The organism is Edaphobacter dinghuensis (assembly GCF_014640335.1).
In the GTDB taxonomy this organism is placed as follows: domain Bacteria; phylum Acidobacteriota; class Terriglobia; order Terriglobales; family Acidobacteriaceae; genus Edaphobacter; species Edaphobacter dinghuensis.
Genome location: NZ_BMGT01000002.1, coordinates 1,162,663 through 1,181,127, shown reverse-complemented (window position 1 = coordinate 1,181,127; position 18,465 = coordinate 1,162,663). Strand labels below are relative to the sequence as shown.

Sequence of the window (18,465 nt, the reverse complement as noted above, 5' to 3'; positions counted from 1 at the left end):
AACAAAAACGGGTATCCCGCGTCCCTCTTCTGGGACGTGGGTTCTTCCCAACCCGAACCATCCCCGTCACTCCACTCATAAAAATCACAGGCAACAGGCGTATCGTAGACAAATGATGCGTATGACAGTGCTCGCCTCCGGCTCCAAAGGCAACAGCACCGTCATCTCTTCCTCCCGCACCCGCGTCCTCGTCGATGCCGGGCTCTCTTGCCGCGAGATCCTCAAGCGCATGGCTCTCGCCGGAGAAGACCCCGCGACCCTCGACGCCATCCTCATCACCCACGAGCACATCGACCACGTATCCGGTCTCGCCGTCCTCGCCCGTCGTCTCAACATCCCGGTTTACTTCACCGAGCCGACCCACCGCGCCTGGGTCCGCATGGTCACCCCTCGCACCACCATGACCTACGCCAAGTGGCTCGATCACATCCAGCAGGAAAAAGAAGCCCGCGCCGCAGCCGTAGCTCAAGGCACCTCAGGCGTAGAGAACGACACAAATCCGGATGCCCCACGTCCGGCTTTTGAGGACGTGGGTTCCACAGCAGCGGATACGACTCAAGCCCCAATCTCCCTCGAAGCCGCCTGCGACCCAGCTCCCGCGACGAAGTCCAATCCCGCTCACCTCCCCGCGGTCGAGTACTTCCATTCCGGCACCAGCTTCTCCATCGGCGACCTCGACATCACTCCCTTTACCATCCCCCACGATGCAGTCGACCCTTGCGGCTTTGTCTTCTCCGCCGAAGGCATCCGTATGGCCGTCGCCACCGACCTCGGCTACATGCCCCCCAACGTCAAGGCGGCGCTCAAGCGCATCGACGCCCTTCTGCTCGAATCCAACCACGACCTAGAGATGCTCCGCGACGGCCCCTACCCCTGGTCGGTCAAGCAGCGTGTCCTCTCCCGTGTTGGCCACCTGTCGAACCACGCCACGGCGGAGTTCCTCTCCAACGACTACGACGGCGGCGCCTCCTACATCGTCCTCGGCCACCTCTCCGAGTCCAATAACGCCCCCGAGCTGGCCCGGATCGCTGCCGAACAGGCACTGGCCAACCATCCCAAGCTGCTCGGCAACCGCATCCTCCTCGCCATGCAATCGACTCCACTCGAGCCCATCACGATCTAAACAAGTCAGTTCGATCCGCTTTTTGCCGCTACAGTGGAGAGCGTTGCATCGAATTTCTCCTTTTATTCGCCTAAAAATAGCCTCAAATCGATCAACTCTAAATAAATCTTTCTAATAGCATTCGTTGTCTAACAAGTTAGAATGAAGTTAATAAAGCAAATGGAAAAACCCGCGATCGCCTTCCCCAATAATCGCCGCCGTCATCCGTCCTCCTGCACCGATCAGGTGGTTGGCGATATTCTCTCCGGTTGGCGTTATGACATCTCGGCCCTTTCTCCGGCTATGCGCACGGACTATGAGCAGCACTTCATCGAGTGCGCTCACTGCCGCCGCCGCCAGACGATCGCTCGCTCCATCGACGTGCTTCTGATCGTCGTTAGCACCCTCTCGATCGTGGCCTTCCTTCTGGCTGCCGTCGTCATCCACCGGGTCGAGCTGATTACCCATATCTTCTCGCTTCACGTGCGCCTGACTCAGACCCACGCTGTCGCCATCTCGCTTGAGGCCGTCGCCATAGCCGGTATGGTTTTTTCTACCCTTATCTGGATCCTGGTGGCTATTGCCACGCCGCTGCCCGGCTTTCTCGGAGAACTGGTGCAAAAGCGCCTTCCCATCGAACGGCGCGAGGATGTACACAAGAACGCGGCCTAGGCGGCGTAGTCTGTTCCGTCCATCCAATCCTGTCATTCCGACTGAGCGCGAAGCACGAGCCGAAAAACCTGCGGTCGCATTTGCCGGTGCCCGTCCCCAAATCCGTACAAGTCTTCCCGCCAACTCCGATTTGTAATCCACCCTTGGCCGCGATAGCGTAGAACAGACAACTCATGCCATCGACCCACCATCCAGAAGGCGAACTTCTCCCTCCCTCCTACGGAGGCCCGCCCGAGCGCGCGCCCATCCCCGACTACGAGCGCGAGCGCTCCCGCCCCAACTCCCGCGAGCGTGGCTGGAACATCCTCGTCACCCCCGGAACCTATCTCCTGCTCGGCATCAATTGCGCCGTCTACCTCTGGATGGTCCTGCACGGCGTCTCCCCCAGCGAGCCCACTGTGCGCGACCTGATCCACTTCGGCGCCGCTCAGGCCTCGCTCATCCTGCATGGACAGTGGTACCGCCTCATCACCGCCACCTTCGTCCACGTCGGCCTGATCCACATCGCCACCAACATGTGGTGCCTTTGGAACCTCGGCCTCCTCGGCGAGCCGCTCCTCGGCCCTTTCGGTTTGGTCGCCGTCTACTTCCTCACCGGTATTGCGGGGAATCTGCTTAGCCTCTTCATCAACGTCGTCACCCGCGACAACTCGGTCGGAGCCGGTGCCTCAGGAGCAGTCTTCGGCATCGCCGGCATCCTGATCGTCCTGCTCAGCAACAAAAAGCTCCCCATCCCCTGGTCCGAGCTCAAGCGGCTGCGCAAGTCAGTCATCTGGTTTGCCGCGATCAACCTGCTCATCGGCGGCGCAACCCTCTTTGTCCCCGTCATCCGCATCGATAACTTCGCACACCTCGGGGGCTTCCTCTCCGGCCTCGCCCTCGGAGTTCCCCTCATCCCGCGCATGACCTCGGGCCGTACCCGCTACCTGCGGCGGCAAAAATACACCTTCGCCGCCGCCGCCTTCGGCTTAGCCCTCTTCGGCTACTGGATCGCCAACCTCCGCTAGATCACACGCTCAATGAGAACGATAGATCACCCGGCCATTGCGGACGGTATACCGTACTTGCGTAAAAGCAGACGGATCCCCTGACGCAGGATCGGCTGACAGAATAGTGAGATCGCCGTTCATTCCCACTGCAACACGCCCTTTGTGTTCCGAAACACGAAATCGCTGGGCCGGAGAGGTAGTCAACATGGCCAGCACCTCGCGGTAGTTGAGACCGGCAAGAGAAAGCTGCCGATACTCCTCCCCCATGTCATAGTCGGCCAGAAACCCGGTATCCGTGCCAAACATTAGCGGTCCTCCAAGTTGATGAAATCTCTTCACAGCCGCCCGGATGTTTGCAATATCCGCATCCTGGGAAAACAACTTCAACGTCGGTATCATCACCATGTGGTGAGCAACCAGTTGCGCGATGAAGGCGTCATCGATACCCGCCAGATTTTCCGGGGCATGAGCCAGCACATCCACGCCGCCCTCCATCGCAACGCGAGTACCTTCGAGGTTCGTCGGATGGGCGAAGACGAGCTGGCCGTGCCGATGTCCTTCCTCCACCGCTGCACGGACGATGTCCAATCGCATGGGAACAACATGGCTTGGGGTCAAAATCGATCCGGTAAATAGCTTGACAACGTCCGTGCCCAGCGCGATGTTGCGTTTAACGAGAGTGTCTGCCTCCGCGGGCGTAGCAGGTTGCCCCAGCATGGCAACGACCGAAGGTGGAGCGTCTTTCAGATAGAACGGTATGGCATCTTTGGGATAGAGCGGAATTCCCGCAGTATAGATATGCGGGCCCGCAACCTCGCCGCTCTCGATGCGGCGGCGCAGCGCTATCGTGTTGCTCGGGTCCGATCCGAGATCCACGACCGTCGTGAAGCCGGAGTGGGTCAGCATCTCCTGCAACTGCCGCGTCAACTGCTCGGCAGGAAGATGAGCTGCGTCAGCCCACTTCGGCTCCATGAAATGGACATGGGTGTTCCAAAATCCCGCAAGCACCACGCAGCCATCGCACGGCAACGTCTTCACGCCCGGCGGAATCGTTAGATGTCTGCCCACGGCAGTGATCTTTCCTGCCTGGATGAGAACGGAAGCTTTGTTTACAGGTGGGGAATCAGGCGAGGTATAGACCTTCGCATTCACAACCGCCAGGTCCTGGGCCCGAACACCGCAGCAGGAAACAACCAACATCAGGGCAAGAAGAAAAATTTTCATACCTGCCTACTACGAGCGAAGACATAGCGTGGTTCCACCCGACGTAAGGCTGCGCGATCTCTTCGAGCTTCAGGACGGCGATTATTTAGAGGTAGCCATCGCCCCGGCATGGGTTACACCAAACTCCTAAGCCTTAGCTCAAAGTGGTCTGCGCGAACTTCCGCACCATCGCCAGCAGCAATCTCCGATCGCTCTCGCTCAAATGGGCCGAGTACCGCTGCACCTGGGTCAGAAACCGTATCTCATCCTCGCCCAGGTTCAACGACGACATCTCCCGGCTAATAATCTCTTCGGCAAAGAACTCGGAAAGTTGAAGGTCGAGCGCCCGCGCGATCTTCTGCAGCGTCTCGAGCGAGGGAACCGTATGCCCGTTCTCTACCCGGGACAGATAACAGCGCAGCAATCCTGTCCGTTTTTCGATATCGCCCTGCGACATACCCTTCTGCAAACGGTAGCCACGGATCGTCGTACCGATGTTCATTGCAATTGAGAGGTCCTCTGCGGACCCGCTCTCCATGTCGCTCGAAATAGTTTGCATGTCAGCCATTAGCCACAAAGTAAACACCTGAAACCAATAGGTCAATGGCTATCTTCGCTCGCGGCAAGATTCCCGTACCTGCTCAGGTTCACTCACAGAGATTTACCCTGCCAAACCTTAACTTTTACTTGAACCCCATCGCCTCTTTGAACCACAGAGAATATTACCCAAAACACTATTACTATTTCAGTAAACCAGCCCCACCAGCGGCAACTTGTCCCAAGGTGCTCCTGTCCAAATCCGGCCAGGGTTGTTCAAAGCCGGACAGGCCCACGCCGCACCTCCACAGCGCAACATTGCAATAAAAGGAGATAGCGGCCACCAGCTTTGGAACCTAACGCGCTTTCTTTTACGTATCTAAACGCTGAGATCGGGCTGGGAGGGTATCGGGATGCAATCAATACTGGGGAACATTCGTTACGGGTTGCGCCAACTGAGAAATGCTCCCACGTTTACGGTGGTCGCGGTACTGACGTTGGCTCTCGGAGTCGGTGCAAATACGGCGATCTTCAGCGTCGTTCAGGCCGTCCTGCTGCACCCGGCAGGCATCTCCCAGCCCGAGCGCGTCGTCTCCCTCCACGCCCGCTACACGCAGCTGAACCTGCCCAGCATCGGCGTCTCCGTCCCCGACTTCGAGGACGCCCAGTCGCTGACAGGATTGGTGGATTCGGCTGCAATCAGCCAGCCGGGAAGCTTCAACATGACCACGAGCAGCGGAACCGAGCATCTCCAGTCAACCGCCGTCAGCCGCGACTGGTTCCGTGTCTTCGGCGCGCAACCCATCCTCGGCCGTACGTTCTCGCCCGAAGAGGACCAGAAGGGCGCGAACTACGTCGCCATCCTCAGCTACGCGGCGTGGCAGCGAATCTTCGGCGGCCAGCCCGACGCCATCGGCAAATCGATGATGATGGATGGCCAGACCTACCGCGTCGTCGGTGTCATGCGTAGCGACTTCGATTGGCCACGCGGCCGTGACGTCTGGGTTCCCGTTGGCCTCGCGCCCGAGGACTACGCACCAAGCAATCGCTTCAGCGAGGGCTACGACAGCGCAGTTCGCCTGAAGCCCGGTGTCAGCGTGGCACAATTCAACGCCGCGCTCGCGCAGAAGCGGATGGAGGAGGTACGTCGTGAGGGCTCTCACGGATTCGCAGAGACCGGCGGCTGGAGCATGTTCGCCCAGCCCTGGACCAAAGACGCCGCAGGCGATCTGCGCAAGCCGCTCCTCGCCTTGTTCATCGTTGTGGCTGCCATCCTCCTCATCGCCTGCGCCAACGTAGCTGGACTGCTGCTCGCTCGCACCGCGACAAGAATGCGTGAGCTTGCGATCCGTACCGCGCTTGGCGCCTCCATGTTCCAGATCACCTCGCAGTTTCTAATCGAAACCCTGTTGCTGGCAGCCGGTGCGGCGATCATCGCCGTACTCACCGGGCCTCTGATCGGCAGGCTCCTTCTGCTCGCGATCCCGGATCACTTGGCGGATGGCTTCGTCGTCCAAAGCAATCCTCGTCTGGTGGCCGCAACCATCGGCTTCAGCCTGCTGGCCGCGCTTCTCGCGGGCATTATTCCTGCGATCCAGGTGGCGCGGATACAGCGCATTGGCGAGTTTGGCAGAAGCGTGACCGACAGCGCATCGCGGCAGCGACTGCGCACCATATTGGTCAGCACCGAGATCGCGCTCGCCTTCATCCTTCTCACCGGCACCGGGATGTTCCTCATGAGCCTGCGGCAACTTCAACACGTCGATCCCGGATTCCGCCCAGAAAACGTTCTTGCTGGATCGGTCACTCTCACCGCAACTGACTATCGCGACAACAGCGTAAAGCAGGCAGCCTTCGTCAGAGATGTACTCTCGCGCATCCAGCATCAGCCCGGCGTGGCCTCTGCCGCTGCATCGTCGTTCGTACCCTTCTCCGGCCTGTGTTGCTGGTCAAGCAGCTTCATGATTCAGGAAAAGCCGCTCCAGGTAGGAGAAGCCGGACCTCATGCCGACAACCAGACCGCCTCGCCCGGCTATCTGGCTACGATGCAGATTCCATTAATGAGAGGCCGCTGGTTTACCGAAGCAGATCGAGCCGACACCCCGCCGGTCGCTGTGATCGATGATGTGTTCGCCCGCGCTTACTTTCCCGGACAGAACCCAATCGGTTCTCATCTGCGCTGGGCAATGGGACCGAAGCCGGTATTCAGAGAGATTGTGGGTGTGGTTGGACACGTGCGCCGCGACTCGCTCGAGGTGGACGAGAACAAAGGCGTCGTCTACATGCCGTTCGAGCAACAACCCACCCCTATGGCAACCTTTGTAGTGCGCACCAAGGGCAATCCGCAGGTATTTCAAAGCTCGTTGATCAACACGGTCCGGTCGGTAGATTCCACCGTAGCGATCTTCAACGTGGAGCCGCTCAGCAGCCTCGTAAGCCAGTCACTCGGCGCGCGGCAGTTGCTGGTATGGCTGCTCTCGCTCTTTGGTGGACTGGCGCTGTTGCTCGCCGCCATCGGAATCTACGGACTGCTTAGCTACACCACCTCGCAGCGCTCCGCCGAGATCGGCATTCGCATGGCCATGGGTGCCCAGCGCTGGCAGATCGCCCGCCTCATCGTGAAAGACATGCTCGCCATGGTCGGAGCCGGGCTGGGAGTCGGCATCGTCGTCGTGGTGCTGATGCAGAAGCTGCTGGCTCATACCTTTGCCGGGGTAGGCGGAGGCATCCTGCCCTCGCTGATTATCGCGGCAGCCGGATTATTGGCAGCCGCATCGCTGGCCGTAGCTCTACCGGCCCGCAAATCCGCCAGCGTCGATCCCGCGGTAGTACTGCGCGCCGAATAGCGAAAGCACGGTCAAGCCCCAAATCCATCGAGGGCCTGTCAACACTACTCTGCGGCCGCAACGGGAGACACCACTTTTGAGGTCAACGAAGAAGGAAGGAATATCGGATGCCATCGATTGATGGGCGACAATACGATCGGAACGCACCTGTCTGCGAAAGCGTCATGCCGTCTACGATAAGAGACATTGCCAGGCTCGCAGGAGTCTCGACAGCGACAGTGTCGCGTGTCGCAAATGGCGCCAAACATGTGTCATACGAAATAAGAACGAAGGTATTGTCTGCTATTTCAAGATTGAAGTATTCCCCCAACGCGCATGCGGTTCAATTGGCCCAGGCAAATCGCGGTATCTCAAGGAAGAGTAAAAGTCGTTTGCCCGCTTTAGCCGGCAGGGGAACAAAACTGCATCCTGCTCCAGGAGCCAATAAGCAAAGTAAAAAGCGAAAGGTAGAACTCCGTCCCGGTGTTGCGCGTTGATCGATTCTGCGCAACCGGCACGAAGAACGCATTCGAGAGTATAGGTTTGTTCATAAACGTAGTCGAAGCGCAAGCAAAACAGCAACGATATCTTTCCCAAATTCCGAACAAAAGACCTGTCAAGCCCCCAAAACGCCTAACTCAAACAAAACAAACCAAATAGTGATTGCAAAACAGCTCCGTGCTACTTGCTAAAATAGAAGTAGTGCAAAAGAAAGGCCCAGCGGGACATCGCTGGGTCTAACACATTTAGATAGAATACTTTGCACGTAAGCCTTTTACAATCAAGACTTTGAATTTTAAAGTCTCTGGAATCAAGACTTTGGGACTAAAGTACACCAGGGGAGGGGGTACCTACCCCATGTGCATCCCGCCGTTTACATCCAGCGTATGCCCGGTGATATAGGCAGCCTCTTCCGAGGCCAGAAACGCGACCGCATGGGCGATCTCGACATCGGTTCCTACCCGCCCCAGAGGTATGTGCTGTGTCATGGCAGCTTTCTGATCGTCGGTCAGAACGGCGGTCATCGCGGTCTCGATGTATCCCGGAGCGACGGCGTTCACGGTAATTGTGCGGCTGGCCAGCTCGCGCGCCAGCGACTTGGTTAGCCCGATCAACCCGGCCTTGGACGCGGCATAGTTGGCCTGTCCGGCCTGTCCCATCTCGCCGACCACCGAGGCGACGTTGATGATGCGGCCCCAGCGGTTTTTCACCATCGACTGCATCACCGCCTGCGTCATTAAAAATGAGCCGGTCAAATTGGTGGACAGAACATCGTCCCAGTCTTTTCGCTTCATTCGCATCGAAAGAATGTCGCGAGTAATGCCCGCATTGTTCACAAGAATATGAACTGCGCCGAATTGAGCGATCACTGCCTTGGCGCACTCCTTGATCGACTCTTCGCTGGCGACATCGAGCGCAAAAGCCTGAGCCGTTCCGCCTGCCGCAGCAATCTCAGCCGCAACCTCGGCCAGCTTGTCGACGTTTCGTGCGGCCAGCGCGACTGTTGCTCCGGCCTTGGCCAACTCCAGCGCGCAGGCGCGTCCAATTCCTTGGGATGCTCCTGTAATCAGTGCGATGCGACCAGCGAGAATGCTCATGAACCTCCATATGTCGGTGCTATCGCATTATACGAAAGCGGTGCAAAACATCCTCCGCCGCGCATGACGTATCCTGAGTTCCACCATGTCAGAGAACGCGACCAAGCCGACCGAAACCGACGTCTACGCCATTCACGGAGCAGACCCCGAAGTCCTCGCCTACGCGATGGCCAAATACTCGCGCTCCTCGCTCACCATGCGCGAGTCGCTGGCCGAGATCAGCTCGCAGCGCGCCGAACAGTTTCTCAACACCTTCTACTTTCAATACGGTCATCGCTCCATCGCCGACCTCGCGCACATCCCGTTCGCCATCGAGCGCCTCTCGCTGCTTGCCGCGATTGCGCTGGTCGACGAGCAGCGCTGGGACGGACAAGAACGCTCGACGCGCTACCAGAACTTCCGCCGCTCCGGCTGGTTCACTCCCGATCTCGGTGCCGAAACACCGAAGTTTACCGCCGCTGTCGAGGCCCTCTTCCTCGCTTACGATCACATTGGCGCGGGAATGCTCGAAGCCCTGAAGTCCGTCATCGCTCGGCCCGAAGAGATGAAGCCCGAAGCCTATGAGCGCACGCTCAAGGCCCGCGCCTTCGACGTCGCCCGTTATCTGCTGCCACTTGCGACGAATACTTCGCTGGGCCAGATCGTCAACGCCCGCACGCTCGAGACGCAGGTCTCGCGCCTGCTCACCAGCGAGCACGCCGAGATTCGCCAGATCGCCGAGAAGCTCCGCGTGGCCGCGACCGAGCCAGCGTGGAACGTGCAGCACAGCGCCGCTCAGGTGCTCTGCAACGAGATCGGCTCGGTCGACGCCACCTGCGGCGACCGCCTCACCGAAGCTCTGCTGCGCCCCATCAAAACCGCACCAACGCTGGTCAAATACGCCACAGCGAACAAGTATCAGTCAGCCAGCCGAACCGAACTCGCTGCTGCCGCTGCCGAGCTGATGGCGAACCAGCCCATCGATCCCGCGCCAGTCGTCGACCTGCTCGATGACGCTGAGCCGCTCGAGGTCGAGCTGGCAACCTCGCTGCTCTATCCGCACTGCCACTACTCTTATCGCCAGCTCCGCAGCAACGTCGCCGCGCTGTCCGAGGCTCGCCGTGCCGAGTTATTGGACCTCGGCACAAAGCATCGCGGCGCTCACGACGAGCTGCTGCGCGCCTTCAGCTCCGGCCACAGCTTCCGCTTCGACATCCTCATGGACATCGGCGGCTTCCGCGACATGCACCGCCATCGCCGTTGCGTCCAGCTCCTCCAGTCCTTCACCGATCTCCACGGCTACGAAGAGCCGACTTGCCCCGGTCAGCCCAGCCTCGCCGAAGCCGGCCTCGAAGCTGATTACACCTCTGCTATGGATGCTGCTTTCGCTGCCTATCGCCAGCTTCGCGACTCCGGTGTGCCTGAGGCGGCACAATCGGCGCAGTACGTTCTGCCGCTGGGCACTCGTTGCCGCTCGATGTTCAAGATGGACTTCTCCGAGGTCGTCTACATTGCGGAGCTGCGCTCCGGCGTGGCCGGCCACTTCAGCTATCGCCGCATCGCCTGGGAGATGTACAAGGCGGTGGAAAAGCGCCATCCAGCGCTCGCCGGGCACTTCAGGATCGAAGATGTGAACGAGCCAATTGATCTCCTCAAACGATAATGGATGCCGATTCAAGAGAATGAGAGAACGTCTTGCATACAAGCCGGGCAGCATCAGAGAGCTCTTGCTCTGTGCGCTCACCATATTTGCTGTGCCGAATGTGTGGGCGCAGAGCGGATCGCTGGTACCGGTTGCAAAGCTGCCTGCGTATGATGTAGTCGCCATCAAGCCGAATAAGTCCGGCAGCGGCTCGTTAGATATCGAGAGCAATATTGATACCTACAATGCCAAGAACATCACGGTAAAAGGCCTTCTCGAAGAGGTTTATGGCATCAGGAGAGACCTGATCTCCGGAGTGCCGGGACCGATCGACGCCGCGCATTTCGATGTGATGGCGAAGATCGTCGAACCCGACTCAGCCGCGATCAGAAAGCTGACCGGTCGGCAACGGGGCTCGATGATGCTGCCTATTCTTGCCGAGCGCTTTCAGTTGAAGGCGCACACCGAAACCAGAATTCTGCCTGTCTTCGAGCTGCTCGTCATCTCGAGCGGCCTGAAGTTCAAACACTCGGCAGATCAAAAGGGCAACGATACGGGTACCAGCATTCAAGCCAGCGATCGTGGCGTTCAGCTTACGGCGCATGGCATCACCATGGCGTCTTTGGCGAGTTCTCTGGAAGGCCAGGTGCATCGCCCCGTGATCGACAAAACCGGCCTCACGGGCAAGTACGATGTTGCGATGAAATGGTCCTCCGATACGGTTCCCAGCTCAGAGACCAACGGCGGGCCGTCGATTTACACGGCCTTGCAGGAGCAGCTTGGCCTGAAACTTAAGGCTACGAAAGGGCCGGTCGAGACTTTGGTCGTCGATCACGTCGAGATGCCGTCGGAAAATTAGCGCGCAGGTGGCTTTGGCAGGATTGGTTGGAATTATCGGCATTCGCCTTTTATTTGCTTTTTCTAATTTAGATGCTAGAATCCGGCTTGAACTTTACCCGAGGAGAATTACGTGGCAGATGACCGCAGCAAGGCAATAGAGTTGGCCCTTTCGGGGCTGGAAAAGCAGTTTGGCAAGGGCTCGATCATGCGGCTGGGATCGAAGGATGTTGTGCCGATCTCGGTCATCTCTACCGGATCGATCTCCTTTGACGCTGCATTGGGGGTAGGCGGCGTGCCGCGCGGGCGCGTCATCGAGATCTTTGGGCCGGAGTCTTCGGGTAAGACGACGATTACGCTGCAAATTATTGCAGAGGCGCAGAAGGCGGGCGGTCTGGCGGCGTTTGTCGACGCCGAGCATGCGCTTGACCCTGCTTATGCGGGCAAGCTGGGTGTGGACATCGACAACCTGCTGGTCAGCCAGCCCGACTACGGCGAGCAGGCGCTGGAGATTGTGGAGGCATTGGTGCGCAGCAATGCGATTGACGTGCTGGTAGTCGACTCGGTGGCGGCGCTGGTGCCAAAGGCCGAACTCGACGGCGAGATGGGCGACTCGCACATGGGCCTGCAGGCACGGCTGATGAGCCAGGCGCTGCGAAAGCTTACGGGAACGGTTTCCAAATCCAGAACTTGTCTAATTTTTATTAACCAGATTCGCGACAAGATCGGCGTGATGTTTGGCAACCCTGAGACGACGACGGGCGGTAAGGCGTTGAAGTTTTACTCTTCGGTCCGTATCGATATCCGCCGCATCGGTGCAGTGAAGGACGGCGACAGCGTGGTTGGCTCGCGGACCAAGGTTAAAGTAGTCAAGAACAAGGTGGCCGCACCCTTCCGCGATGCCGAGTTCGACATTCTGTATGGCGAAGGCATCTCGCGCGAGGGCGACGTGCTCGACCTGGCAGTGCTGCACAACATCGTCGACAAGAGCGGCGCGTGGTACAGCTATCAGGGCGAACGCATCGGGCAGGGTCGTGAGAATGTTCGCAACTTCCTGAAGGAGAACAAGGAAGTCTTTGGGCGCGTGGATGCGGAACTGCGGCAGAAGCTGGGGATTGCCGGTGCCAGCTCTGATGTGGATGTTCCTGCGGCCCCGGCGAATGGCGAGGCTCAAGCGAAGGATATTGTTCGCGGCAAAAAATAGGTGGTGTGAATTTTGCGGGAAAGATATCGGCAGCCTTTGGGCTGCCGATATCTTTTGGGGCTGTTGGGTGACGTGAATACCAGGCAACAGCAACGGCGAAATACAGGGATCTCTCCGCTACGGCGCAAAAGCGCGCCTTCGGTCGAGATGACGTGCTTATCTTCTGCTTCATTTTAATTGGTTGCTGACCTATTTTTTGTGCCGGAGCTGGTTGGCCTGAAAGACGAAGGCAACGTATGCTTTGAAATGTGATGCACACCGTAAAGGCGATTTACCCCGGAACGTTTGATCCGCTCACGAATGGGCACCTTGACCTGATTGCGCGTGGAGCGAAGATTGTGGACCATCTGGTCGTAGCGATCCTGCGCAACTCGGAGAAGGGCACGCCGCTGTTTACCGTTCCCGAGCGCGAAGAGATGATTACCGAAGCGGTCGCGGGTTTCAAGAATGTCTCGGTGATGACCTTCGATGGCCTCCTGGTGGACTTTGCGCGGCAGCAGGGAGCCAAGGCCGTGCTGAGGGGGATTCGCGCTATCTCCGACTACGAGTATGAGTTTCAGATGGCGATGATGAACCGCAAGCTCGACCCTGAGCTGGAGACGCTGTTTATGATGCCGGCCGAGAAGTACACCTATGTCAGCTCACGGCTGATCAAGGGGGTCTTTCAGCTGGGAGGCGACGTCACGGCGCTTGTACCCCCGATGGTGGTGGAGCGGTTGAAGGCGAAGGTTCCTGCGAGGGATTAGCCGATGAAGGGGCAAGGATGAATCTGGTAGAGCAGTTTGGCAGCATTGATATCTATGTTTTCGATCAGTTGCTGCGAGGGAACATCGCGCCTGGAATGAAGGTGCTCGATGCTGGCTGTGGCGGCGGCCGCAACCTGGTCTACCTTTTGCGCGAAGGCTACGAGGTGTTTGCCGCGGATGCGAGCGCCGAAGCGGTAGATCATCTGAGATCGGTGGCGTCGAGGCTTGCGCCGAATCTTCCGCAGGAAAATTTTCGTGTGGAGACGGTTGAGGGAATGTCGTTCCCTGATGAGTTTGTCGATGTGGTCATCTCGAACGCGGTGATGCACTTTGCGCGCAATGACGATCATTTCGAGGCGATGCTGCATGCGATGTGGCGCAGGCTGCGGCCCGGAGGGTTGTTCTTCTGCCGTTTGTCTTCAACTATTGGACTTGAACACAACCACTTGATTCAGCCGATAGCCGGTCGGCGCTTCCTGATGCCGAGTGGGATGGAGTGGTATCTGGCGGACGAGGCGTTGTTGATGCAGCTTACGAAAGAGCTCGGGGCGGAACTGGTGGACCCGTTGAAGACGACGGTGGTGCAGGGCGTTCGCTGCATGACTACCTGGGTGCTACGTAAGCATGCGTAATTCGCTGTGATGTGTGCGAATTACGCATGCTTAATATTTCATGTTGTTATTTCGTTGCGATAGGCGCCATTGTGTCGAGATCGAGGTTGAGCTCGAGAACGTTGACGCGTGGCTCGCCGAGAAAGCCGAACTGCCGTCCGAGAGTATGCTTTGCGACGAGCTGCCGCACGGTGCTCGCGTCGAGGCGACGTTCGCGGGCGACGCGGTCTACCTGAAACTCGGCGGCAGCGGGGGTGATGTCAGAATCTAGGCCTGAACCGGATGCGGTGACGAGATCGACGGGAATCTCGGCCCCGGGATGATCCGTTTGCGCCGTCGCGGCATCACCGGTGATGCGATCGATCAGCTTTTTGTTGGTGGGAGCATAGTTTGAGCCGCTGGAGTTAGCTGCATCGTAACCGTTGCCGGCGGCCGAGGGGCGAGAGTGGAAGTAGCCGGGAGCGGAGAAGGGCTGCCCGATGATGCGAGAGCCGACAAGCTGACCGTCGCGGTAGATGAGTTGACCGTTTGCCTTGTCTTTGAAGAAGAGCTGCGAGACACCGGTTACGGCGTATGGATAGATCACGCCAAAGATGATGGTAGTTACGACGGTATAGAGAATCGCGATAATTAGATTGCGACGCATAGAAACCTCTTCTAAGCCAGGTGAATGGCGGTGATGATGATGTCGATGAGCTTGATGCCAAGGAACGGAGCGATGATGCCGCCGATTCCATAGATGATCAGGTTGCGGCGGAGAAGTGCCTCAGCCGACATGGCTTTGTAGCCTACGCCGCGCAGTGCGAGCGGAATGAGGCCGATGATGATGATCGCGTTGAAGATGACAGCTGAGAGGATGGCCGACTGCGGCGTCTTGAGGTGCATGATGTTGAGCGCGCTGAGCACAGGGAAGGTCGCGGCGAACATCGCCGGAATAATGGCGAAGTACTTGGCGACGTCGTTGGCGATGGAGAAGGTTGTAAGTGCTCCACGCGTCATGAGTAGCTGCTTGCCGATCTCTACGATCTCGATGAGCTTGGTCGGGTTGGAGTCGAGATCGACCATGTTGCCTGCTTCTTTGGCGGCTTGTGTTCCGGTGTTCATGGCGACGCCCACGTCTGCTTGAGCCAGTGCGGGCGCGTCGTTGGTGCCGTCTCCGGTCATGGCGACGAGCTTGCCTTCTGCCTGTTCGCGGCGAATGAGGTCCATCTTGTCTTTCGGCTTCGCTTCGGCGAGAAAGTCGTCGACGCCTGCCTCTCGCGCGATGGCAGCTGCCGTGAGAGGGTTGTCGCCGGTGATCATGACGGTGCGGATACCCATGGAGCGAAGCTGGGTGAAGCGCTCCTTCATGCCGCCTTTGACGATGTCCTTCAGGTGGATAACGCCGAGGGCTTGACGGTTTTCCGCGACGACGAGCGGTGTGCCTCCGCTGCGAGCGACCACTTCGACGGTTGCCCGGACTTCGTCCGGCAGTGTGCCGCCGTTTTCCTTGACGAAGGCTGCAATCGCGTCGGTGGAACCCTTGCGAATGATGCGTCCATCGAGGTTGATGCCTGACATGCGGGTGACCGCAGAGAAGGGAACAAACTCTGCCTGCAAATCGCTGAACTCGCGGCCGCGCAGGCCATAGAGCTCTTTGGCGAGGACGACGATGGAACGGCCTTCCGGGGTTTCATCTGGAAGCGAGGAGAGCTGTGCTGCGTCTGCGAGCTGATCTTTGCTGACGCCGGGTGCGGGAATGAATTCTGCGGCCTGGCGGTTACCCAGCGTGATGGTTCCGGTCTTGTCGAGCAGCAAGGTGTTGACGTCGCCTGCTGCCTCTACGGCGCGGCCGGACATGGCAAGAACGTTGTGTTGAACGAGGCGGTCCATGCCTGCGATGCCGATGGCAGAGAGCAGGCCGCCGATTGTCGTTGGAATAAGGCAGACAAGCAGCGAGATGAGGACAAAGACAGTCTGTGGCGCGCTGGAGTAGATCGCGATGGGTTGTAGTGTGAAGACTGCGAGCAGGAAGATGATCGTAAGACCGGCAAGAAGAATGTTGAGCGCGATCTCGTTGGGTGTCTTCTGACGCTCGGCGCCTTCGACGAGAGCGATCATGCGATCGAGGAAAGTTTCTCCAGGGTTGGAGGTGATGCGGACTTTGATCTGATCGGAGAGGACGCGCGTGCCGCCGGTGACGGCAGAGCGGTCGCCACCAGCCTCGCGGATGACGGGAGCAGATTCTCCGGTGATGGCGGACTCGTCAACGGAGGCAACGCCTTCGATGACTTCACCATCGCCGGGGATCATACCGCCAGCGACGATGAAGACGAGGTCACCCGCGCGAAGCTGCGAACTGGCAATCTCTTCGCTCTTACCGTTTGGCAGAAGGCGCATCGCCGTGGTCTCTGATTTGGCGCGGCGCAGAGCATCGGCCTGGGCTTTGCCGCGGCCTTCCGCCATTGCTTCGGCAAAGTTGGCGAAGAGCACTGTGAACCACAGCCAGAGAGTGATCTGCAGATCGAAGCTCAGGGTGTGATGGTGAGCGGCAATGTCGCGGAAGAGATAGATCGATGTAATAACGCTGCCGATCTCGACCACGAACATGACGGGATTCTTCATCATGGTTCGCGGATTGAGCTTGACGATTGCATCAATCAAAGCGCGACGAACGATTTTTATATCCCATAGAGAGCGTTTACGTGTATTTGCCATGGTGATCTCTTTCTTTCTCGCTTAGAAGGTTTTTCCGACTTGCAGGAGCAAGTGCTCGAGGAGAGGTCCGAGTGAGAGTGCCGGGAAGAAGGTAAGGGCGCCGACAATCAGGATGACTCCCACCAGAAGGACGGTGAAGAGAGGTGTATGCACCGGAAACGTTCCGGCAGATGGTGGCACCAGTTTCTTCTTCGCGAGATTTCCTGCGACAGCCAGCATTGGGACGATCATCAGGAACCGGCCGATCAGCATGGCCATGCCCAGAGAAAAGTTGTACCAGTGCGTGTTCGCGCTAAGGCCAGCGAATGCAGAGCCGTTGTTTCCGGTGGCAGAGGTATAGGCATACAAGATCTCGGAGAGACCGTGCGGGCCAGTGTTGGCGAGCGCGGAGAGTCCGAGGTTCGGCATCATCAGAGCCACGGCTGTAAATCCGAGAATAGAGAGCGGGAAGATAAGTACATACAGCATGGCCATCTTGACGTCGAAGGATTCGATCTTTTTGCCGAGGTACTCCGGAGTGCGTCCTACCATGAGACCTGCAATAAAGACGGCGAGGATGACGAAGATCAACATGCCATACATGCCCGATCCAACACCTCCGAAGATGATCTCGCCAAGCATGATGTTCACCAGAGGGACGAGACCGCCGAGAGGCATGAAGGAGTCGTGCATGGCATTGACAGCTCCGCAACTGGCATCGGTAGTGACCGTGGCGAAGAGAGCGGAGTTTGCAATGCCGAACCGGACCTCCTTGCCTTCCATATTGCCGCCGGGCTGCATTGCTGTTGTGTGCTGGTCAATATGCATAGTTGCGGTGTGCAGCAACGGATTCGGCGCTGCCTCAGCATGGTAGGCAACGGCAACGCCAGCAAAAAACAGCACAGACATCGCTGCGAATACGGCCCATCCGTGCGCGGGAGACCGGACCATTCTGCCCAGAGTGACGGTCAGTCCGGCAGGGATGAGAAAGATCGCGAGCATCTCGAGCAAGTTTGAGAAGGGCGTGGGGTTCTCAAACGGATGAGCGCTGTTGGTGTTGAAGAAACCGCCGCCATTGGTGCCAAGCATCTTGATGGCTTCCTGCGATGCGACTGGACCTTGTGCGATATTCTGCGTTGTCACTGTTGTCGTGGTCGGCTTTCCATCTGTGCCTGTGGCGGTTACAGTCTGCGTCTGGACTAGCTTTGCCTGATCGTAAGGTCGAAAGTTCTGGACGACGCCTTGAGAGACCAGAAGGATTGCCAAGATGAAGCTAGCAGGCAGAAGCACCCATAGCGATGCGCGCGTCATGTCGACCCAGAAGTTTCCAAGCGACTTCGACTCGCGACGTGAGATGCCACGAATAAAGGCAATCGCCAGTGCAATGCCGACAGCCCCTGAGAAAAAGTTATGGTAAGCCAAGGTCGCCATCTGGGTGAGGTAACTCATCGTTACTTCAGGGACGTAGGACTGCCAGTTGGTATTCGTTGTGAAAGAGACCGCGGTATTGAAAGCGAGATCGGGTGCTACTGCGGAGAAGTGTTGAGGGTTCAGCGGAAGCATATGCTGCAGGCGCTCAACTGCGTAGGTGACCAGCAGCGTCACCAGGCTGAAAAGAAGCATGACGATGCCGTACTCTTTCCAGCCCATCTCGTGCGTTTCGTCGACGCCTGTAAGACGATAGATGAGACGCTCGATGGGGCGGAAGATCGGATCTGCAAAGGTGCGTTCGCGTCCAAAGACCCGGGCCATATAGACGCCGAGAGGCTTCGCACAGACGAGGACGATAGCAAAGAAGAAAAATATTTGTAGCCAGCCGTTAGCGGTCATTGAAGCACTTCCCT

General features: G+C 58.3%; 16 protein-coding genes. 10 read left to right on the top strand and 6 right to left on the bottom strand.

Annotated features, from left to right (window positions below):
• Positions 1-112: 112 nt before the first annotated feature.
• The 3 genes from IEW09_RS10595 to IEW09_RS10585 all read left to right on the top strand — a co-directional run bounded on the left by IEW09_RS10595 (position 113) and on the right by IEW09_RS10585 (position 2,781).
• Positions 113-1,123 carry an MBL fold metallo-hydrolase gene (locus tag IEW09_RS10595; protein ID WP_188554095.1) on the top strand — a complete coding sequence of 337 codons (1,011 nt, stop codon included), beginning with the start codon at positions 113-115 and terminating at the stop codon, positions 1,121-1,123.
• A 159-nt stretch (positions 1,124-1,282) separates the two neighbouring features.
• A complete protein-coding gene (locus tag IEW09_RS10590) occupies positions 1,283-1,774 on the top strand; it encodes a hypothetical protein (RefSeq protein ID WP_188554094.1) in 492 nt (163 codons plus the stop codon).
• A gap of 173 nt (positions 1,775-1,947) precedes the next feature.
• A complete protein-coding gene (locus IEW09_RS10585) occupies positions 1,948-2,781 on the top strand; it encodes a rhomboid family intramembrane serine protease (protein WP_188554093.1) in 834 nt (277 codons plus the stop codon).
• A 9-nt stretch (positions 2,782-2,790) separates the two neighbouring features.
• On the opposite strand, the gene IEW09_RS10580 is transcribed toward IEW09_RS10585, so the two are convergent.
• The gene (locus tag IEW09_RS10580) at positions 2,791-3,987 is read right to left on the bottom strand and encodes an amidohydrolase family protein (protein ID WP_188554092.1); all 1,197 of its coding nucleotides are present in this window, start codon (positions 3,985-3,987) and stop codon (positions 2,791-2,793) included.
• A 133-nt stretch (positions 3,988-4,120) separates the two neighbouring features.
• Positions 4,121-4,525, bottom strand: coding sequence for a helix-turn-helix domain-containing protein (locus IEW09_RS10575; protein WP_373282815.1), 405 nt, complete (start codon positions 4,523-4,525; stop codon positions 4,121-4,123).
• 391 nt (positions 4,526-4,916) lie between these two features.
• On the opposite strand from IEW09_RS10575, the gene IEW09_RS10570 reads away from it, so the two are divergent.
• On the top strand, positions 4,917-7,349 hold the full coding sequence (locus tag IEW09_RS10570; RefSeq protein WP_229739235.1) for an ABC transporter permease: 2,433 nt from the start codon (positions 4,917-4,919) through the stop codon (positions 7,347-7,349).
• A gap of 107 nt (positions 7,350-7,456) precedes the next feature.
• The gene (locus IEW09_RS18880) at positions 7,457-7,825 is read left to right on the top strand and encodes a LacI family DNA-binding transcriptional regulator (RefSeq protein WP_373282807.1); all 369 of its coding nucleotides are present in this window, start codon (positions 7,457-7,459) and stop codon (positions 7,823-7,825) included.
• Between the two features lie 354 nt (positions 7,826-8,179).
• Here the strand turns inward: IEW09_RS18880 and fabG are convergent, their stop codons facing one another.
• Complete coding sequence (fabG, locus tag IEW09_RS10560) at positions 8,180-8,926, bottom strand: 3-oxoacyl-[acyl-carrier-protein] reductase (protein WP_188554091.1); 747 nt, start codon at positions 8,924-8,926, stop codon at positions 8,180-8,182.
• Positions 8,927-9,011: 85 nt separating this feature from the next.
• Here fabG and IEW09_RS10555 point away from each other — a divergent pair, with 85 nt between their 5' ends.
• The 5 genes from IEW09_RS10555 to IEW09_RS10535 all read left to right on the top strand — a co-directional run bounded on the left by IEW09_RS10555 (position 9,012) and on the right by IEW09_RS10535 (position 13,966).
• Positions 9,012-10,568, top strand: coding sequence for an FAD-dependent thymidylate synthase (locus tag IEW09_RS10555; protein ID WP_188554090.1), 1,557 nt, complete (start codon positions 9,012-9,014; stop codon positions 10,566-10,568).
• A 19-nt stretch (positions 10,569-10,587) separates the two neighbouring features.
• Positions 10,588-11,406 carry a TIGR03435 family protein gene (locus IEW09_RS10550; RefSeq protein WP_188554089.1) on the top strand — a complete coding sequence of 273 codons (819 nt, stop codon included), beginning with the start codon at positions 10,588-10,590 and terminating at the stop codon, positions 11,404-11,406.
• A gap of 111 nt (positions 11,407-11,517) precedes the next feature.
• Positions 11,518-12,588 carry a recombinase RecA gene (recA, locus tag IEW09_RS10545; protein ID WP_188554088.1) on the top strand — a complete coding sequence of 357 codons (1,071 nt, stop codon included), beginning with the start codon at positions 11,518-11,520 and terminating at the stop codon, positions 12,586-12,588.
• Between the two features lie 251 nt (positions 12,589-12,839).
• Positions 12,840-13,334, top strand: a complete 495-nt coding sequence (coaD, locus tag IEW09_RS10540) for a pantetheine-phosphate adenylyltransferase (RefSeq protein ID WP_188554421.1) — start codon at positions 12,840-12,842, stop codon at positions 13,332-13,334.
• 17 nt (positions 13,335-13,351) lie between these two features.
• The gene (locus IEW09_RS10535) at positions 13,352-13,966 is read left to right on the top strand and encodes a class I SAM-dependent methyltransferase (protein ID WP_188554087.1); all 615 of its coding nucleotides are present in this window, start codon (positions 13,352-13,354) and stop codon (positions 13,964-13,966) included.
• A gap of 46 nt (positions 13,967-14,012) precedes the next feature.
• On the opposite strand, the gene kdpC is transcribed toward IEW09_RS10535, so the two are convergent.
• The 3 genes from kdpC to kdpA are packed head-to-tail and all read right to left on the bottom strand — an operon-like array spanning position 14,013 to position 18,451.
• Entirely contained in the window at positions 14,013-14,591 is a 579-nt protein-coding gene (gene kdpC, locus IEW09_RS10530) for a potassium-transporting ATPase subunit KdpC (RefSeq protein WP_188554086.1), read from the bottom strand.
• Between the two features lie 11 nt (positions 14,592-14,602).
• Complete coding sequence (gene kdpB, locus IEW09_RS10525; protein ID WP_188554085.1) at positions 14,603-16,642, bottom strand: potassium-transporting ATPase subunit KdpB; 2,040 nt, start codon at positions 16,640-16,642, stop codon at positions 14,603-14,605.
• Positions 16,643-16,663: 21 nt separating this feature from the next.
• Positions 16,664-18,451 (bottom strand): potassium-transporting ATPase subunit KdpA, encoded by a 1,788-nt coding sequence (gene kdpA, locus IEW09_RS10520; protein ID WP_188554084.1) that lies wholly within the window; start codon positions 18,449-18,451, stop codon positions 16,664-16,666.
• Positions 18,452-18,465: the final 14 nt, after the last annotated feature.